The organism is Ruegeria sp. CDSC079 (genome assembly GCF_059610505.1).
This window is the reverse complement of record NZ_JBXWNT010000009.1, coordinates 170,185-189,213: the sequence shown is the minus strand read 5'-3', so window position 1 is coordinate 189,213 and position 19,029 is coordinate 170,185. Positions and strand designations below refer to the sequence as shown.

General features: G+C 54.9%; 19 protein-coding genes. 9 read left to right on the top strand and 10 right to left on the bottom strand.

Going from position 1 to position 19,029, the window contains the following annotated elements; translation table 11 throughout:
- Window positions 1–330: 330 nt before the first annotated feature.
- On the bottom strand, window positions 331–1,176 hold the full coding sequence (locus tag AC2FIC_RS17190) for an EamA family transporter (RefSeq protein WP_496692836.1): 846 nt from the start codon (window positions 1,174–1,176) through the stop codon (window positions 331–333).
- Window positions 1,177–1,315: 139 nt separating this feature from the next.
- Between AC2FIC_RS17190 and AC2FIC_RS17185 the strand changes: the two genes are divergently transcribed.
- Window positions 1,316–1,750 carry a group II truncated hemoglobin gene (locus tag AC2FIC_RS17185; RefSeq protein ID WP_496692835.1) on the top strand — a complete coding sequence of 145 codons (435 nt, stop codon included), beginning with the start codon at window positions 1,316–1,318 and terminating at the stop codon, window positions 1,748–1,750.
- A gap of 431 nt (window positions 1,751–2,181) precedes the next feature.
- Here the strand turns inward: AC2FIC_RS17185 and glnT are convergent, their stop codons facing one another.
- The 6 genes from glnT to AC2FIC_RS17155 all read right to left on the bottom strand — a co-directional run bounded on the left by glnT (window position 2,182) and on the right by AC2FIC_RS17155 (window position 8,303).
- Window positions 2,182–3,510 carry a type III glutamate--ammonia ligase gene (glnT, locus tag AC2FIC_RS17180; RefSeq protein WP_142638474.1) on the bottom strand — a complete coding sequence of 443 codons (1,329 nt, stop codon included), beginning with the start codon at window positions 3,508–3,510 and terminating at the stop codon, window positions 2,182–2,184.
- 80 nt (window positions 3,511–3,590) lie between these two features.
- Window positions 3,591–4,919, bottom strand: coding sequence for an FMN-binding glutamate synthase family protein (locus AC2FIC_RS17175; protein ID WP_142638687.1), 1,329 nt, complete (start codon window positions 4,917–4,919; stop codon window positions 3,591–3,593).
- A gap of 20 nt (window positions 4,920–4,939) precedes the next feature.
- Complete coding sequence (locus tag AC2FIC_RS17170) at window positions 4,940–5,623, bottom strand: protein GlxC (RefSeq protein WP_496678512.1); 684 nt, start codon at window positions 5,621–5,623, stop codon at window positions 4,940–4,942.
- Between the two features lies 1 nt (window position 5,624).
- A complete protein-coding gene (locus AC2FIC_RS17165) occupies window positions 5,625–6,554 on the bottom strand; it encodes a class II glutamine amidotransferase (RefSeq protein WP_142638478.1) in 930 nt (309 codons plus the stop codon).
- A gap of 148 nt (window positions 6,555–6,702) precedes the next feature.
- Window positions 6,703–6,918, bottom strand: a complete 216-nt coding sequence (locus AC2FIC_RS17160; protein ID WP_142638480.1) for a hypothetical protein — start codon at window positions 6,916–6,918, stop codon at window positions 6,703–6,705.
- An 11-nt stretch (window positions 6,919–6,929) separates the two neighbouring features.
- Window positions 6,930–8,303: an ammonium transporter gene (locus AC2FIC_RS17155; protein WP_271951763.1), complete on the bottom strand. Its 1,374-nt coding sequence runs from the start codon at window positions 8,301–8,303 to the stop codon at window positions 6,930–6,932.
- Between the two features lie 339 nt (window positions 8,304–8,642).
- Between AC2FIC_RS17155 and AC2FIC_RS17150 the strand changes: the two genes are divergently transcribed.
- Genes AC2FIC_RS17150 through AC2FIC_RS17130 form a run of 5 tightly spaced genes read left to right on the top strand, consistent with a single transcriptional unit; the run spans window position 8,643 to window position 13,005 of the window.
- Entirely contained in the window at window positions 8,643–9,788 is a 1,146-nt protein-coding gene (locus AC2FIC_RS17150) for an aminomethyl transferase family protein (RefSeq protein WP_142638484.1), read from the top strand.
- Between the two features lie 54 nt (window positions 9,789–9,842).
- Window positions 9,843–10,439: a dimethylamine monooxygenase subunit DmmA family protein gene (locus AC2FIC_RS17145; RefSeq protein ID WP_496692834.1), complete on the top strand. Its 597-nt coding sequence runs from the start codon at window positions 9,843–9,845 to the stop codon at window positions 10,437–10,439.
- Window positions 10,436–11,398 carry a PDR/VanB family oxidoreductase gene (locus AC2FIC_RS17140; RefSeq protein ID WP_496692833.1) on the top strand — a complete coding sequence of 321 codons (963 nt, stop codon included), beginning with the start codon at window positions 10,436–10,438 and terminating at the stop codon, window positions 11,396–11,398. Before AC2FIC_RS17145 ends, AC2FIC_RS17140 begins: the two co-directional genes overlap by 4 nt.
- 13 nt (window positions 11,399–11,411) lie before the next feature.
- The gene (locus AC2FIC_RS17135) at window positions 11,412–12,479 is read left to right on the top strand and encodes a heme-dependent oxidative N-demethylase family protein (RefSeq protein WP_142638490.1); all 1,068 of its coding nucleotides are present in this window, start codon (window positions 11,412–11,414) and stop codon (window positions 12,477–12,479) included.
- Window positions 12,480–12,507: 28 nt separating this feature from the next.
- Complete coding sequence (locus AC2FIC_RS17130; protein WP_496692832.1) at window positions 12,508–13,005, top strand: GNAT family N-acetyltransferase; 498 nt, start codon at window positions 12,508–12,510, stop codon at window positions 13,003–13,005.
- On the opposite strand, the gene AC2FIC_RS17125 is transcribed toward AC2FIC_RS17130, so the two are convergent.
- A complete protein-coding gene (locus tag AC2FIC_RS17125; RefSeq protein WP_496692831.1) occupies window positions 12,983–13,639 on the bottom strand; it encodes a helix-turn-helix domain-containing protein in 657 nt (218 codons plus the stop codon). The two genes, AC2FIC_RS17130 and AC2FIC_RS17125, sit on opposite strands and share 23 nt — an antisense overlap.
- 237 nt (window positions 13,640–13,876) lie before the next feature.
- Window positions 13,877–14,878 (bottom strand): helix-turn-helix domain-containing protein, encoded by a 1,002-nt coding sequence (locus AC2FIC_RS17120; RefSeq protein ID WP_496870195.1) that lies wholly within the window; start codon window positions 14,876–14,878, stop codon window positions 13,877–13,879.
- A gap of 159 nt (window positions 14,879–15,037) precedes the next feature.
- Between AC2FIC_RS17120 and AC2FIC_RS17115 the strand changes: the two genes are divergently transcribed.
- Complete coding sequence (locus AC2FIC_RS17115; RefSeq protein ID WP_496692829.1) at window positions 15,038–16,060, top strand: alpha/beta hydrolase family protein; 1,023 nt, start codon at window positions 15,038–15,040, stop codon at window positions 16,058–16,060.
- Window positions 16,061–16,155: 95 nt separating this feature from the next.
- On the opposite strand, the gene AC2FIC_RS17110 is transcribed toward AC2FIC_RS17115, so the two are convergent.
- A complete protein-coding gene (locus AC2FIC_RS17110; protein ID WP_496692828.1) occupies window positions 16,156–16,572 on the bottom strand; it encodes a helix-turn-helix domain-containing protein in 417 nt (138 codons plus the stop codon).
- 70 nt (window positions 16,573–16,642) lie between these two features.
- Between AC2FIC_RS17110 and AC2FIC_RS17105 the strand changes: the two genes are divergently transcribed.
- Window positions 16,643–17,890: an MFS transporter gene (locus AC2FIC_RS17105; RefSeq protein ID WP_281995746.1), complete on the top strand. Its 1,248-nt coding sequence runs from the start codon at window positions 16,643–16,645 to the stop codon at window positions 17,888–17,890.
- Window positions 17,891–17,916: 26 nt separating this feature from the next.
- Window positions 17,917–18,813 (top strand): alpha/beta fold hydrolase, encoded by an 897-nt coding sequence (locus AC2FIC_RS17100; RefSeq protein WP_496692827.1) that lies wholly within the window; start codon window positions 17,917–17,919, stop codon window positions 18,811–18,813.
- Window positions 18,814–19,029: the final 216 nt, after the last annotated feature.

Sequence of the window (19,029 nt, the reverse complement as noted above, 5' to 3'; positions counted from 1 at the left end):
AATCGCATGCCTGCTGGCCAACACCCTGACCGCCGCATGCCGCGCAAACAAACTCCCAGAACCAGAAGGCCTGACGGCTTAAAACGAGGCTGCCGCTGTTCAAACTGCGGCTGTTCTTTTTTCCGTTCTGATTTTGGTAGGTATTGGCGACCTTTTAGGTCGTAACTTGTGCATGGTGATCGTATCCATTGGCGTGTCGCCTACCAATTCCCTCCGATCCCCGTACTACGAGCGTTGTGTGAATCCGGACCGCCACGCTCAGGCGAGATTGAGTGCCTGCGGAACAGCCCGGCTGCAGCCCATCAGGCACGTCAATTCGCAAGGCCGTTCTCAGAGCGCGAGATAGCCGATTCCGGCAAACGCGACGACACAACCAAGCCACTGGCTTGGTGACATACGCTCTTTCAAAATTGCCCAGGCAAGGACAACGGTCAGTAATCCAAAAACCGAAGCCGCGACGGATGCATATTGGGCATTGGGCAACCTACCGGCCGCGACCACACTGAGAATTGCGACCGCATCCAGTAAACCCATTAAGCACAAAAGGGGCAGTGCTTTTGTGCCGGGCCAAATCGACTTGCGAGACGCAAAAGCTATCGCTGCCAGAACCAGAATTGCCGTGAGTCGACCGATTAGAGACACGGTGTATTCGTTGCTGATCTCTGCCGCGTATTGCCCCAGGGCAAATGCTGCGGCGAACCCGGTTGCGGCGAGCAAAGACAAGACAATGGTTAGGCCACGGGCAGGGTAGGTTGTCTCGGTTTTGTCTGAGCGGGCTGCGACGATGGATACTCCGAGGCCGATCGCAATTACGGCCAACCAGTGCCATGCACTGACAGTCGAGCCGCGCCAAATTGCGACGGTGACGGACAAGACTGGATAGCTGGCAACTAGCGGCGCAACCAATCGCACGGGCCCTCGATGAAAAGCCTCGTACATGCTGAGCCCGGCCAAGAGGTAAAAAAAACCTGCTGCAATCGCATAAGCCATCGCGTTGCCCGATATGGAGTTGATGTCGCCCCAGGCTGCAACCATCCCGATCTGCAGGATGGCACCAAAGAGCAAAACAAACATAAGCGAGGCGACCACGCTAACGGACTGGCTGATATAGCGGACCGAGAGATCATGAATGCCCCAGCACAACGCAGCTAGCAACCCGAGTGCAAGGGCGCTCATGTAAGGGAAGATTGTTGTAGTGTCGACCATATTGGCATGTGTTCGGTCCCAGATATCAACAGCGCCAAGATGTCACTGTTGATAAACTAATATTCCTGTTATGCAATAAATTAGGCAATGGAGACCCGGAGAATCCACTATGTCCTCGGCTTTGGATCAACTTGGAGGCGAAGAGAGCCTGCGCGCGCTTGTCGAACAATTTTATGATCGAATGGAGGCCGATCCGGCTGTGTATTCCTTGCACCGGCTGCATTTTCGGGGTCACGGATTGAACCATACAAGACAAACGCAGTTCGAGTTCCTCAGCGGTTTTTTGGGCGGGAGAGCATATTACCGGGAACGATTTGGCCACATGGATTTACGGGAAATACATGCCCATGTGCCTATTCGCGAGGCCGATGCAGAGCTTTGGCTGGAAACCTTTGACGCCGCTTTGGAAGATTGTGAACTGCGCGGCCCGACGGTGGATAAAATGCGAACCTCCCTGCGACGTGCGGCATTGATGCTTGTTAACGACGTTCCCGACTGGCGCATCGAGGTGGATAGGGAAAAAGAACAAGAAGTCCCAGAATAGGCTATTTGCAGGGTCTCGAAATCAGTCGTCAAACAACCGACCGTTCAGATTAGATGAAGCTGGTCTAAAGTGTTGAACGTCATAAAGATTTGCTCGATCGCGATATCGTCGATTAGGTGTCATCTCTTGCACAGCACCCTTAGCCCATGCCCTGATTGACTGCTTTTCGGCCGCAAGCCAGGGATGATTCCGATTTCCCAGACAACCAAGGGGCCGCACAAAGCAGCTGTGCAATGCGGGGATTGGGTTCCCGTCTTAAAGCGCACAATTTCAACGGAATCCCCGTTTGACGATATGTGTGCAAAAGACGCGCCTCGATCTTCGCCCGGCGCGTGTTGACTGAAAAAACATCCCGGCGTGATCGTTGTTGGTGAATGAACAACAAGGCCGCGGCACAGGCCGCAACCTCGATGTCTTCCAGTTTTACCAGATCAGATATCCAGCGTGTTTTCCTTTTCCCAGCGCGAGAAATGCGACACGAAGGAATTCCACTCCTGATGCTTCATCTTCAGGAAAGCAGACGAGAATTCGGCGCCCATCATGCCCTTCAGGTCTTTGTCTTTGTCGTATTCGCGCAGTGCATCAAGCATGTTCAACGGCAGCTTTGGTGCTCCGCGCACTTTATGGCCTTCGGCATACATATCGATATCCCAGCGCTTGCCAGGGTCTGCTTTGGATCGGATACCTGACAGTCCAGCCGCAATGATCACGGCCTGAAGCAGGTATGGGTTGGTTGCTCCGTCCGGCAGACGCAATTCAAACCGCCCGGGGCCGGGCACACGCACCATGTGAGTCCGGTTGTTGCCCGTCCATGTCACGGTGTTGGGCGCCCATGTTGCACCCGACATCGTCCGCGGCGCGTTGATGCGTTTGTAGCTGTTCACCGTGGGGTTAGTAATCGCGGCCAGTGCTGAAGCGTGCTTCATGATGCCACCGAGGAAGTGCTTGCCACGCTCTCCCAGACCAACCTCACCGGTCGGGCCGTCGCCCTCGCCTGCAAACACGTTGGTCTTGGCCGCATCGCCTGGCGCATCCCAGACCGAGATATGCGCATGACAGCCATTACCGGTCAGGCCTTCCACCGGTTTCGGCATGAATGTCGCACGCAGCCCATGTTTTTCAGCAACCGATTTGGTCATGAACTTGAAGAAAGAGTGTTTGTCAGCAGTGCGCAGAACGTCGTCAAATTCCCAATTCATCTCGAACTGGCCGTTGGCGTCCTCGTGGTCGTTCTGATAAGGTCCCCAGCCCAGTTCCAGCATGTAGTCACAGATTTCGCGCACGACATCATACCGGCGCATCACGGCCTGTTGGTCATAGCAAGGCTTTTCAGCTGTATCGAAAGGATCGCTAATCTGTTCTCCGTCCGGCGTCATCAGGAAGAACTCGGCTTCGATACCGGTTTTGACATGCATGCCTTCGCTTGCAGCTTCGTCGATCAGGCGGCGCAATACGTTACGAGGGGCTTGCGCGACATCGCTGCCTTCCATAACGCAGTTGCCAGCAACCCAAGCCACTTCGGGCTTCCAGGGCAGCTGAATGACCGATGATGGGTCTGGAACTGCCAGCATGTCAGGATGAGCCGGTGTCATATCCAGCCAGGTGGCGAACCCGGCAAAGCCCGCACCATCTTGCTGCATGTCGGCAATCGCCTGCGCCGGCACAAGCTTGGCCCGTTGTCCACCGAACAGGTCGGTGAACGAGATCATGAAGTATTTGACGCCTTTTTCTTTTGCGAAAGCTGCGAGATCTGTCGTCACGATTGCTTTCCTTTCCCTGTTGAATTCTAGTTTTTCAAAGCAAAAACGCGGCCCCCATCAGGGAGCCGCGCAGCATCGGTTCAGAACCCTTCCTTGCCCGGGTACCAACTGGTGCCCGCCAAGGGGACTCGCGCCATGGCGGCCGCCTCCATTGTCAGGGCACACAGGTCTTCAGGTTCGAGATTGTGCAGGTGATTGTGGCCACATGCGCGCGCGATGGTTTGGGCCTCAAGCGCCATCACCTTCAAATAGTTGCGCAGCCTGCGACCCGCAGCAACCGGGTCAAGACGCGCAGCCAGATCGGGGTCTTGCGTGGTTATCCCTGCCGGGTCCTGACCTTCGTGCCAATCGTCATAAGCGCCAGTGGTTGTGCCCAGCTTCTGGTATTCGGATTCCCATTTGGGATCGTTGTCCCCAAGGGCCACCAGAGCAGCCGTGCCAATGGCAACTGCATCTGCACCCAGCGCCAATGCCTTGGCCACATCGGCCCCGGTGCGAATGCCGCCCGAGATGACCAACTGAACCTCACGATGTACGCCCAGATCCTGCAATGCCTGAACGGCAGGGCGGATGCATGACAGTGTTGGCAACCCGACATGTTCAATGAATACGTCTTGCGTCGCAGCGGTGCCGCCCTGCATGCCATCCATGACGACAACGTCCGCCCCGGCTTTCACTGCCAATGCAGTGTCGTAGTAGGGGCGCGTGGCGCCAACTTTCACATAGATAGGTACTTGCCAATCAGTGATTTCCCGAAGTTCGAGGATCTTGATCTCAAGGTCGTCCGGCCCTGTCCAGTCTGGATGGCGGCAAGCGGACCGTTGGTCAATGCCTTTGGGCAGGGTCCGCATCTCGGCCACACGGTCACTGATCTTTTGACCCAACAACATACCGCCCCCGCCGGGTTTGGCGCCTTGGCCAACCACAATCTCAATCGCATCAGCCTTGCGCAGATCGTTGGGATTCATGCCATAGCGTGAGGGCAGGTATTGATACACCAGCTTGGTTGAGTGGCCACGTTCCTCGGGCGTCATGCCGCCATCACCAGTGGTTGTTGACGTGCCCGCAGCTGATGCGCCGCGGCCCAAAGCTTCTTTCGCTGGCCCGGACAGAGCCCCAAAGCTCATACCCGCAATGGTGATCGGAATGTCCAGTTCGATCGGTTTCTTGGCAAAGCGTGTGCCCAGCGTAACTGAGGTATCGCAACGTTCCCGATAGCCTTCCAACGGATAGCGCGACACCGACGCACCCAGAAAGAGTAGATCGTCGAAATGAGGAACTTTCCGTTTGGCGCCACCGCCACGAATGTCATAGATACCTGTCGCAGCGGCGCGACGGATCTCAGCATTGATCGGATTGGTAAATGTCGCCGACTGAATCGGCAGGGTGCGGGGGATCTGATCGTCCATATCTTTCATACCCTTCTTCCTCAGTAAGCTGCGGAATTGTCGATGTCGAAATTGTAAAGCTGACGAGCCGAACCATAGCGTTTGAACTCTTCCGGCTTGGCGTCGCTGCCAGCGCGGTCCAGCAGATCCCTCAGAATATCCAGATGCTCAGGGCGCATTTCTTTCTCGATGCAATCAGCACCGAGGCTTTTGACCGAACCACGCACGAACAGCCGTGCCTCGTAGAGTGAATCCCCCAGCGCATCGCCCGCATCTCCGCAGACGACCAGATTTCCTGCCTGTGCCATGAAGGCGGACATGTGGCCGATATTGCCATGCACCACGATGTCGATACCTTTCATCGAAATACCGCAGCGCGAGCTTGCGTTGCCCTTGATGACCAGCAACCCACCATGGCCTGTGGCCCCGGCATACTGGCTGGCGTCGCCATCGACGATGACCTGGCCGGACATCATATTCTCAGCCACACCCGGACCAACTGAGCCGTGAACCTTGATGGTCGCCTGTTGGTTCATGCCGGCACAATAGTACCCGGTAGACCCCTTGACCGTCACTTCGATCGGCGCGTCCAGTCCGACAGCAATCGCATGGCTGCCTTTTGGATTTACAATTTCCCAGCTGGTTTGGTTGGTCTCGGCGTTTTGCGCCTGCAGGGACGAGTTCAATCCACGCAGTCCGTCTGCCTCTAAATCATAGGTCTGCATTTCAGGCGGCCTTTTCGTGGGTTGTTGGACTGTCGTTGTGCGACCAGAAATATACGGTGGCCGGTTCAGGTTCCCAAACTCGGGCGTCTTCGATTCCTGGCAGGTTCACCAAGGCGCGGTATTCGCTGCCAAAGGCAACATATTGATCCGTTTCTGCCATCACTGCAGGCTTGCAAGCGATTGGGTCACGTACGACGCCAAACCCGTCTTTGGTCCCTACTACAAAGGTGAAAAACCCGTCCAGATCATCAATGCTGGATTCCAGAGCTTCACCTAAAGTGGCGCCATTCATCATTTTCCAGGTCAGGTATGCGGCACCAACTTCGGTGTCGTTCTCTGTCTGGATGGTAACGCCTTCGCGGCGCAACTTGCGGCGCAACGAGTTGTGGTTGGACAGCGACCCGTTGTGAACCAGACATTGATCGGACCCCGTGTTGAACGGATGTGCGCCCATTGTTGTCACGGCGGATTCCGTCGCCATGCGTGTGTGTCCAATGCCATGAGTGCCGCTCATGCCGCTGAGGCTGAAGCGGTCTGCAACATCCTTGGGCAGGCCAACTTCCTTGTAGATTTCGAGGCTTTCGCCACGACTCATGATACGAACCGTCGGCCGGATTTCAGCCAGCGCGGCGCGCGCGGCTTCGAACTGACGGGCGGGAATTTCCAAGACGGCATGTGTATCATTGTCTGCCTGACCAACCGTCACGCCAAGACTTTTGCCTAGCTCATCAGCCAAGTCGACAAAGTCCGTTTCGGGGTTGGGGGACTGAACTGTAATCTTGGTTTTGCCATCGGACTCAGAGCCGTAGATTGCAATACCGGCACTATCGGGGCCACGATCTGTCATCGTGATCAGCATGTCTGTCAGCATATTGCCCAGTTGGGGCGCAAGAGACTGGTCTTTGAGGAATAATCCAACAATTCCGCACATGGCTGGCAGATCTCCTTATGTGTTTCATTATGATTCGACGGTACCAACAAATCAGTGGGACATCAATAATCATAGGAAAGTTTTTTTCCTAAGAGGCAATGGGCGCGACCTGTGTTTTTCGCGCCCATTGCAAGCATTCAAGGCTGGATCAATATCGCTCCAACTGTGCTTTCACCTTTTCTTCGTCACCGGTGTGGCGCGCCTTTTCCAGGTGCTCAGCTTCGCGGACGAATTGGATGCGATGCCAGCCAACCCAGAAGACGACACCAATGATGACCATTAGAACTTCGTAACCTTGGAAGGGATAGACCGGCCCGACTTCGGCCAGATCCACGGCCCAGTTTGTATAACCATTCGTAGACATATCTTACTCCCTCATTTCGCTGCTACGCCACGGGCGGCCAGTTCTTCTTTATCGGCTTCGATAATGGCAGCTTTGGCGTCCTCATAGGCATGGTGTTCAGCGTAATCGAGACCCTGAAGTTCAACTTCTTCCGGGATGCGCAGTACGCCGGCAGCGGATTGCATTTTCGCCAGAGCCCAGCCTGGCAGGAACCCAAGGACAAAGAACATGATGACGGCACCCGTGATCTGACCGATTGGGTTGATGGTTGCATAACCTTCATATGGTGACGAAGGCACGCCCCACAGGACAAAGCCCGCGATGACCAGCCCGACGACACCTGCATAGCCATGCACGGCTACAGCACCGACAGCATCATCCAGCTTGAACCGACGCTCTACCCAGTAGTGCAGATTATAGACGATCACGACGCCGATTGCGGCAATGATCATCGCTTGGATCGGGTGATACAAATCGTTTCCAGCAGACGCGGTGATGATACCGGCCAGACCGCCCGAGAAGGTCCAGAAGGCATCTCCCTTCGAGACGACATAGGCTGCCATCAACCCACCCGACAGCGACATCAGGAAGTTAAAGGTAATCGCCGACAGCGTGGTCGGGGCCAGATAGATGTTGGTTGCAGTCCAGGTGGCGCCAACGATCTGACCGTCGATAACCTCGGGCGAGATTACAGGCACGTTGCATGCCGCATAGAAACCCCAGAACCCGGTATAGATCAGGAAAATACCGATGGTCAGCAACCATGGATTATGCGGAGGAATATCCCGCGGCGTTCCATCCTTGGCAAACTTGCCAAGTCGCGGACCCAGCACCATGATCACACCAAGTGCGTAACCACCTGCGATTGCATGGATAACGCCTGATGCATAAGCATCGTGATACCCCAAGATGCGCACCATCCAGCCACCATAGTGCCAGCCCCAAGCAGCGTCGATGATCCACCAGACGGACCCGATCATGACTGCATGGACCCACAAAGCCGATGACCTGATCCGTTCGATCACTGAACCAGAAACAATCGAGGCAGCTGTCCACGAGAACAGAAGGAACGCGGCCCAGAAGACCCCTGTGATTCTGTCGTCCAAATTGGTTGCCATTGTGTTCGCCCACGGTAGATTTGCGGCACCTGCTTCGGTGTCGAGACCGCCCCAGAACGGAAAGTTCGGGAACGCCCAGTAGATCCACCATCCAAAGAAGAAGAACGTGACCGTCACCAGCGGGATGATCATGATGTTTTTCATCAATGTGTGCATATGGTTACGGGCCCGGCTGGCGCCGACTTCGTACATGCAAAAGCCCACATGGATGAGGAACATGAAGACGACCGTTACCCAGTAATAAAACTCGGTAAAGACCGTCGTAAGTGCATTTAGATTGCCATCCACTTCGTAGTCTCCCTGTTGTTGCAGCAGGAGGTCTTTCTGCGAAGCATTTCCTGCTGGGAATAATTGTATACTAAGGGGACAATCTCATTGGCGACCTGTCAATAGATATGTGGGGCAAACATCTTTAAGGTCTGTGCTTGATGTATGTCCTCACACGTCCAAAAACGCACTAAACCACAGATAAAGAAAAGAAATATCAATATTCCCGGATGTTCTTAGGGTGCAAAAATTGCAGGCAAATATTCCCAACAGGAAAAAATTCTGCACACAAGTGTTGATTTTCAACCCAACATCGGCCTCAATATGGGCAACAAAAACGATCAACGGGAGAACCGAACCATGGCCATTCTTTGGAGGACGTCGGCCCTTGCGCAACGCCACGCCCAGATCGGCGGCGAGCTTGAAGACTGGAACGGGATGGGGACTGCTTGGTTCTATGACCAAAGCCCTGAACGTGCCAAAGCTGACTACGAAGCAATTCGAACCAAAGCTGGTCTTATGGATGTTTCCGGCTTGAAAAAGGTTCACGTGGTTGGTGAGGATGCCGCCTATGTCATTGATCGTGTCACCACGCGGAACGTCGAAAAGATCATGCCGGGACGGTCGACCTATGCCTCGATCCTGAATGCCGAAGGCAAGTTTGTTGATGATTGCATCATTTATCGCCTGTCGGTGAACACGTGGCTGGTGGTGCATGGCACAGGCACCGGAATGGAGCAGCTGACATCCGTGGCGGCGGGTAAGAATTGTTCGGTCATCTTTGATGATGACATGCATGACATGTCGCTGCAGGGCCCGGTGGCTGTAGACTTCCTGGCTAAGCACATCCCCGGAATTCGCGATCTGGCCTATTTCGGCATCATGCAGACCAAGCTATATGGCTGCCCGGTGATGATTTCACGGACCGGTTATACCGGCGAGCGCGGGTATGAGATCTTCTGTCAGGCCAAGCACGCCGTGCACTTGTGGGACAGCATTCTGGCTGATGGCAAGGATATGGGCATCGTCCCGGTCCAGTTCTCGACGCTCGACCTGTTGCGCACCGAAAGCTACCTGCTGTTTTACCCCGGCGACAATTCCGAAACCTATCCGTTCGATGGCGATACCTGCGGCGATACACTGTGGGAACTGGGCCTGGATTTCACTGTCTCACCTGGAAAAACCGGCTTTATCGGCGCCGAGAACCACTATGCATCGCAAGGCAAAGAGCGGTTTAAGATCTATGGCGTCAAACTGAACGGCACGACGCCGGCGGATGAAGGCGCGGATCTGCTGCAAAACGGCGAGAAAGTCGGCGTTGTCACCTTCGGCATGTATTCTGATATCAATGGTCACAATGTGGGTATCGCGCGGATGCCGGTCGCATGTGCATCACCCGGCACCAAGCTGACGGTGCGCAACGGCGATGGGACAGAAATAACGGCAACTGCGGAAGAGATGCCGTTCTACGATCAGGACAAATCGATCAGAACCGCAAAGGGCTGAATTTCAGGGGGCGCGACGGACACACCGTGGCGCCCTTTTCCTATTGAGGGCACAATGTCAAAGTTCGAATTTCCCAAGTCAATCGCAAGCCGCCCGGTCTGGGGCGCGCTAGAGGTTCGCCAGGGCGAACATCATCTCATGATAGCCGAGGCCGAAGGGGCCGAAGCCATTCTCGATATCGCAACACCTGACCTGATGGCCAAAACCCATCTGATCTATATCCCGAAAGGCACGGATTTCGCAGAAAAGCTAAGGGCATTGAACCCTGCTCAGTTCTATGAAGGCCCGTCTTTCGAGGCGTCTCTGACGCGCATTCGCCGGGTTCTGGAGGACGCGCATATGGGATTGCAGGTCTACCTGACCGGCACCGAAGGCATGATGGGGCAGGCCATGAATGAAGTGATGGCTGTGGGTCTGCCACACACGGCGATTCAGACCGAACATCGCGGATCGGTCGCCCGTCGGATGCAATGCGTGCATTGCAAGGGCATCACCGAAGACGTCGAGATTGACCCGTTTGTCTGTTCACATTGCGGCCTAAACCTGTTTGTGCGCGATCACTACTCACGCCGTCTTGCCGCCTATCAGGGCGTCCGTATCGACGCCGAGGATCATGGTAATGTGCCCGAGTCGAAGGGGATTTACGAATGAGCGGTGCTGAGAAAATTCAGGTCAAGGTGACCGAGATCACTCCGCTGAACGAATTGGTGACGCGGTTCAGGTTCGAACGTATCGACGGCGCGCCATTACCAACCTTTTCGGGCGGGGCACATACTGTGGTCGAAATGCAGGATGGTGCCATTACACGGCTTAACCCCTATTCGTTGATGTCGGATCCGTTTGATCAGTCATCTTATACAATTTCGGTTCGACGCGATGATGAGGGCAGGGGGGGGTCGCTGTTCATGCACCGCCAGGTCAAGCTGGGCGACGAGATGACCATCAGCTATCCGGTCAACTTGTTTTCACTGGACTTGCGCGCCCGCAAGCATCTGTTTCTGGCCGGTGGCATCGGGATCACCCCGTTTCTGGCGCAGATCAAACAGTTGGAATTGCTGCACGGGCATTGGGAGTTGCATTACGCGTGCCGAAACACTGCCTTGGCATCTTATGCTGAGCAACTGACAGACAGGCATCCGAACGAAACCCATCTGTACTATGACGATCAGAGCCAGGCGATCGATCTGAAAAATCTGCTCAGCGGGCAACCCTTGGGAACGCATGTGTATGTGTGTGGTCCAAAGGGCATGATCGACTGGGTCCGAAACACGGCTGCCGCCGAAGGCTGGCCCGAAGATTGCGTGCACTACGAAGAGTTCCTGGCGCCTCAGCCCGGCAAACCGTTCGAGGTGCGCTTGGCGGCATCGGATAAGGTCATTCATGTGGGTGAAAACGAAAGCCTGTTGGAGGCCATCGAACGTGAAGGCGTGGACGCACCGTATCTGTGCCGCGGTGGGGCCTGCGGTCAGTGCGAAACCGTTGTGCTCGACCATGAAGGTAATTTCGTTCACCGCGATCACTGGCTGACCGGCGAAGAAAAGTCCGCGGGCAAGAAAATCATGCCCTGTGTATCGCGCTTCGAGGGCAAGTCCCTCGTGCTGGACCGTTGAGAGGAGGCCCAACATGACCATTCAATTCAACGACGAATCCTTCCGCGATGACTATACGTTTCACAACTCGGACTGGGCGATCAAACGCTTTCCGTTTCCGTTTCACGAAGACAGCTATATGTATTCGGTCAACATGGAACAGCATCGCGGCGGGCCCAAAGGATCGGTCTACGAGATGCGATTCGACGTCGACGAACACTATGTGTCCGAGATGAAAGACCGCGCCATGGTATTGGATCAGGATCCGCTGCGCTGCCAGTCACTGCCGCATATGACTTTGGCCGGTTGGGACTTGCTAGAGCTGATCATGGTCAGCAAATCCGAAGACTATCCCGATCTGTTCGAACTGCATCGCAATGGCAACCAGTGGCGCTGGGTCAACAAACCGATGGGCATTGATCACAGCTTTACCTTCATGGACGAAACCACGCTTCCGTACGGGCCGATGGAATACATCACCCGTCAGGCACAGGGTGATTTCGCCGTGCTGGATCAGCGTGATGAGATGCTGTGGATGGACGCGGGAATGGTGACGACCCAAGCGGATTGGAGTCTGGATTTTGACATCGGAATGAACTTTTTCGAATGGCACGCGCCGGTTCCCAAAGCCCATGAAATGGGCATTTTCCAACGCGCCCTGAAATTCCTGCTGAACATTCAACAGGGTGCCCCAGCACGGCGTCTGAATTGGACTATGACAGTGAATCCGCTGCTGGATACCAGCCCGGAGAACTATCACAAATGGGGTATCCAGAAGACGACGCTGACACCTGAAAACATAGCGCACAAACAGTATCTGCGGGTCGAGTTGCAAACCTTTTTCCGCCTGCCGCGATCCAACGCCCTGGTATTCCCGATCCGCTGCTACCTGTGTAGTTTTCAGGACCTGATGACCGTTCCCAAATGGGGCCGCCGTCTGCATCGGGTCATCCGGGACCTGCCGGTCGAGCTGGCAACCTATAAAGGGTTCATCGATAACCGCCCCATGATGTTGGACTATCTCAGCCAGTTTGACGACGGGTTGCCCACGTCTCCGGGGATCTGGCCGGATTTGGAAACGGAACCACCTTTGTCTAAGTAAGCGAGACTTGCGAAATTTCTCAACTCATATGATTGATCCGGGCGAAGCGCCTTGGCTCATCTCGAGTAACGATTTTGCATTGTATGACGTGCTTGCGCTGCTTCGCGGGTCATTTCAGTACATGGATGCCCGGATCGACCCTCCGTCTTCTATCCATAGTCTGAACGTGGAAGGAATGCAGGTGCATTGTCAGGGTGGCGGCGAAATCTGGGCTGTTGGGCGACCACTTTTCGCGTGTATGTTTCTGACGCCCAAGCCCGACAGTTTGTACCTTGGAAAGCTTGCGGTGAAGGATGGATTGCGGGGTCAGGGTATCGGCCGCAGGTTGGTGGATCATGCTGCACGCCGTGCAGTAGAGCTTGGCTTACCTGCGCTGGAACTGGAAACACGCGTGGAACTTACTGAAAACCATCGCGTATTTTCGAGGCTGGGGTTCACGATCGTAAGCACGGGCAGTCGCGAAGGTTATGACAGACCCACAGATTTCTTATTGCGCAAACCGATCAGTTTGTCTGCGGATAGCTGATCACTGATATATACCGCGCCGGCAGGCTGACAAGCCGTTCGGGCCCATGCGGAGCATCTGCATCAAAGAACAGGGTATCGCCGGGTTTTAGCGGGTAAATCTGGTCCCCGTGGCGGTAATCCACCTCACCGTCCAGCATGTAAATCGTCTCGATCCCGCCATGTTGGAAAGTTGGGAACACATCTGATTCAGCGGTCAGGGTAATCAGATACGGTTCGACGATCACGCCGGATCCGTTGGCACCAATATGTCCCAACAGGTTATACTGATGGTTCGCACGTGTTCCTTCACGCTCCAGTTCGACGCCTTCTCCTGCTTTTGTATGAACCGCCTCGCGGCGTTCTTCAAACTGTCGAAAAAAGCTTGTCAAAGGAACCGAAAGCGCATCCGCCAGCGATTGCAGAGTCGTCAAGGACGGTGACGTATTTCCGTTTTCGATCTTGGACAGCATGCCAATCGAGAGGCCGGTCAACTGGGCCAGCTCTGCGACCGTTATGTTCTGCTGTTTGCGAAAGGCACGAACCTCGCGGCCGATGGCAACTTCAAGAACTTTCTCTCTGTCACCCGAACGAACGGAATGTGGGTCCTGCGTCAGGTTTGTTGCCATTTCTTTGTCGCGTTTTTTCAATTTCATTCTTTCAACGTCTTGCTACACGTGTCCAAACCGGTTCTGCAAGCAGGCGCGGCGCAATACCCAATTCAATTCGGATTACCATAGCATCAGTTTTTCCTGATAGTAATATAATCATGCTGGCAGAAAACAGAATAGAGATCGGATTCTCACTGTTTGACGGCTTTCACGGCTCTGACGCCGATGTCCTAAATCAAGGTTCGGCAGCTGTGGCAAGGATGCTTGGTACACCAGAACGTCTTAGGTTTTGACCCTTTCATCGGGCACTTCCACAAGAGACCTCAACCAGCGACGCGGATTGACGCCGATCACCCTTAAGAACTCGCGGTTGAAGTTCGACTTGGTGTTAAACCCGCTGGCCAGCATCGCCTCGGTCACCGATTTTCCAGTCTTCATTACGGCGCAAGCGTGAGATATCCGATGCCTATTGATGTAGCGAGACACATTCTCGCTTTTGCCTTTGTTGATTGCGCTTGAAAGCTGCTTTTCTGGAACCTGCAACTTTCGGGCCAACCGGGCCAGTGTGAGATCGGGATCGAGATATGGCTTATGTGTTTCCATATAAGCGTCGAGCTTTTCGACAATAGCGGTGTCACGGGTTTTATCTTGCTTGGAATACGCATCGCGCGTGTCAGAACCAATGCTCTGGCTTTCGATTGCATGCGATAGGCTGAGCGCCCCTAATATGAGCAATGTGATTGCGGAAAACAGGCTTGGCAGCCAGAGCAAGACCTCGGTGTCTCCTGATGCAAGGCGGGCTGCAATGAATATGTCGCTGCCTGCTGAGGCGATCAAAGCGATTGCCAGAACACGCCAAACCCAAACAATCATGCGCCCGTTTTCTAAGCGGCTATGGGGCAAACTATCTTCGCCGCGCAAGAGCATAAACGCGATGGCGATACCGTATGCCGCAAAGATAAAGGGGATCAACACGTCCAGCGCTTCGGGTCGGGTTGCCAGAAAACTTATCGCAAGGGCCGGACCTACCGCATGCAAATACAAGTCCTGTCTGCGCAGATAACCCACCGAGGCCTGACGAAAGGACAGCCACGCGGATGCGGCAATTACAGTCGCAAGAATGGGCTGAACGACCCTGAGACCCGTAAAGCCATAATATTGCACAAGCGCGATAACCGCACTTTGTGCAGCGCAGCATCCGATGAGGACCAAAAGCGTGGGATGGGTTTTGCGGGTCAGAAAGCGATGTAAAAGAAAGCCCGAAAGCAGCAGGGCAGTAATCATTGGTATCGGTAGAACTGGCATCAGGGGGGTCCGTTTTCGTCTGTCATAGGACCTAAATCCTGATCTGCGCGACCTTAAACCGGATTCAGGTCGTATGAAATCCCGACAGCGTCTGAATGTAGGCCGACACTAATGCCACCCTACAAAAAAAGGCGCGCCATGAAACTTCCTCTTCTTACCCTCGTCATGACCCTTTCGGCGGGCACGGAAATTGCTGCACAAGATGTCGGCCTCGTCGAATTGACGATTGCCGCACCTCATCATGATCAGGACATGCAAATGGCTGTCATGTTCCCTGCGGCAGGTCAGCGCCAGACTATGTTTGCAGAAAATGCAGTGTTCTATGGAACAGCAGTAGTCGAAAACGCCAAGCCGGTGCCAGGGCAACATCCGGTTGTTCTTCTCTCACACGGATGGGGCGGCAATTATGCACGAATGGCGTGGCTTAGTGCGGGGTTGGTCTCGCAAGGTGCAATCGTAGTGGCAGTAAACCATCCAGGCAGCACGACCTTAGATTTGGATTTCGATACCGCATTTAATCATTGGACCCGCGCCCAGGACATGTCCGCCGCGTTGGATCACGCGCTGCAAGACCCGGATTTCGCCCCCCTCATCGACACTTCACGGATCTACGCCACGGGCTTCTCTTATGGTGGCTGGACAGCCCTTTCGCTTGCGGGCGTCCAGGGCAATCGTGACGGATTTTTCGATTATTGCGAGGCCGCAGGGGCAGGGTCACAATTTTGCGCAAAGTTGACGGCAGAGGGCGTCGATGTAACCGCAATCGACCAGGAAAAATATGAGGCATCTTACAAGGATCCACGGGTCAGTGCCGTCGCAGCCATTGATCCGGGACTAACTTGGGATCTTGCGCATAAGGATGTGCGGGACGTGACAGCCTCGCTTTTTCTGATTGGATTGGGTGACGGGGCCGACAGGCTGAATGCAACAGACACGAGCGCCCTGGGAAGCAATTTTGAGGCGCTGGTTCCTCAGGCCGCGGTGATGACGATCGCGCCCGCAACGCATTTCACCGCGCTTGGATTATGTAAGCCCGCCGGTGAAGCGATATTGATCGAAGAGCAGGACGATCCTGTTTGCACTGATCCTGGGGGAACGGACCGCGCCCAAGTCCTTGATATGATAATTGACAGTTTGGCCGCTCATTTCGATCTGAATTAGTGTATTTCGGACACTTACATATCGGCATTGCATCCAATGGTGCGGGCCGACCATACCCCTCAGCGGTATACCAAAAATTCGTAGTTGGCTTGCCGCTACTTGCCACTGGATTTCTTCGTGCCCCGGTGATGGGCGAGGTCGATGAGCCGTCTGAATGTTGGGCATTCCAAATGCGATGGCGCCGGGCAATCCGCCACATGTCGCAGGGTATCGCGCAGCGCCGTCAGCTCGCGGATTTGCCGATCCAGCGCATCCGCACGAATGTGAAACTCTTGCCGGGGGATATTCGGAGTTCCATCAAGGCCGAACATCCCCGAGATTTCCTCAAGTGAAAACCCCGCAGATTTGCCCATCGTGATCAGGGCTAGTTGCAATAAGACATCCGGCGTGAACTGCCGACGAAGCCCGTGCCGCGCAACAGACGAGATCAGGCCAAGCTCATCATAGTAACGCAGCGTTGAAGTTGGGGTACCGGTCTTTTTCGACACCTCGCCTATATCCAAAAGTTTCATGCTTGACCTCAAGTCGACTTGAATTCGTAACGTCGCCTTCTGTAGCGATTCCGACAAGAGGAAAATAGTCGTGCACATCAAATCAAATGCATTGAAGACAACGAGACCCGGCGCTTTGTTGTGTTTCTCCCTGTCCATGCTGCTGGCCTCATTGGGCACCAGCATTGCCAATATCGCCTTGCCTGCAATCGCCCAGGACCTGAAGGCGCCGGTACATCAAGTGCAATGGGTGGTGATCGCATATCTCGCGACACTGACGCTGTTCTCTGTGCTGGCTGGACGACTTGGGGACCGCTTTGGACGACAGCAGATGCTGATCTTCGGGCTTATACTTTTCGCGCTGGCCTCAGCGTTTTGCGGCTTGGCGCCCAATCTTAAGGTGTTGAGTGCCGCGCGGTCTCTTCAAGGAATTGGCGCTGCATTCCTCATGGTGCTGACCGTCGCACTCGTTCGCGATATTTTTGAAACAGAGCGTGTCGGGCAAGCCATGGGCCTGTTGGGCACGATGTCGGCGGTCGGAACTGCACTGGGACCTTCGTTGGGTGGGGTGCTGATTGGAAAACTCGGGTGGCAAGGAGTGTTCTTTGTCCTGGTGCCGATGAGCCTGACTACGGCCATTTTGGCCGTTCGGCTTTTGCCCGCGAGTGTTTCCTCTGGGATAACACCTCTGGTCGGACTAACTGCACTGCGAAAAAGCGGCGCTATCCCCGGCCTTGCGGCAAATTTTCTGGTGGCAAATGTGATGTTGACCACTTTGCTGATAGGCCCCTTCTTTCTGGGGCAGTCTCTTGGGCTGAGCGCGGCGAAAGTGGGGCTTGTCATGTCGGTCGGACCAATCATATCGATCTTCCTCGGCGTCCCATCGGGTCGGCTTGTGGATGCATGGGGGGCGGCGCGTGTTCTGTCGCTTGGGCTCATTGCTCTGACCACCGGGACCTTTGCACTTGCGGTCCTGCCAGTCGCATTCGGTGTCATTGGTTACATTGGCGCAATCAGCATCCTGACACCGGGATACCAGTTGTTTCAGGCGGCCAACAACACCATGATCATGGTAGGGGTTCGGGCAGATCAGCGGGGGACAGTTTCAGGGCTGCTTGGCTTGTCGCGCAATTTGGGCCTTATTTTCGGCGCCTCTGTCATGGGGACGGTCTTTTCCTTTGGGATCGGCGCCCGCACCGTCGAGGCAGCATCTGCTGAAGCGATTGCCAACGGGATGCAGCTCACCTTTGTAATCTGCGGGGTATTGGCCATCGTGGCGTATTGGCTTTCGCGTCGAACTTCGTTGAAGAGCATCACCAGTAAGACAGTCGCGAGATAATGATAAAGGAGGTCGCAGCCCTACCGATGAACACTTTTAAACCTGTCCCAATAGACGGCTTGAATGTACAGATTTGGGGGCATGGCGATACGCCCGCGCTCATTTTCCATGGGGGGCCAGGGTCGGGTCTCAACCCGCAGCACACAGCCTATTTCGACGCCGACCGCCATCGGGTGGTTCTTTTTGACCAACGCGGAACAGGGTTGTCGGGCAGAGCTGGTCGGGTCACAGCAAACACGACTCAGCACACCCTACGCGATGCCGAGGCCATCCGGATGGCCCTGGGATATAAAGATTGGATTGTGCTGGGTGGTTCATGGGGTGGCGCACTGGCATTGGCCTACGCATCCGCTCATCCTGATCGGGTACGCGCTTTGATCGTGCGCAGCACGCATATCTGCCGTCCTTCAATGGACCAGTGGATGTTGCGCGATAGGGCAAAGCGTTTCGAAGCCGGGCAGCGTGCGCGCGGCCTGTTTCTCGATCCTCTCGATGAGACAGAACAGCTCCATCCTGCCATAGCATGGTTTGCCCGTATGGAAGATAATGACGCGCAAGCACGTGAGGCAGCCCGCCGTGTGATGGCCCTTGAAGATGCGTTTCATGGACCGCAACCCGGCACTGTGCGGCTTCCGGCAGCCGTCACCCAAAGCGACATAAATCGCACCCGCGTGTACCTTTGGTACTGGCTTAATAATTTCTTCCTACCTGCTACCGGCCCCGGAGATCCAAATACAATCGCCGTACTCCCACATCGTTTGATCCATGGAGCGGATGACCTAATATGCCCGATTGAACCTGCCCGTGCCTTTGCCCAAACTGGAAGGCTTCAATTTGAGGAGATTGAGAGACTGGGTCACAACGGTTTGGCGCCGCAGATGATCGCTGCTGTGCGCCAAGCCGTAGAAGATTTGAGCGGTTGAGTATCGAGCAGAAGCGCGTTCTAAAATCGGACAATCGCGGCAATTCCGAGTGCGCGCAATTTGGGTTCAGGGCATCGTCATTTTTTTTGGCTGCGTGAGGTGGCTGAAGCAAAGCGCGATGCCTGACCGCCTTCGATTCTGTATGCGAGAGACGGGGCAATCCTGGCTGGTCATTTCGCTTCGCGCGTCGATGTTGTTCAACAGTTTAAATCGTTT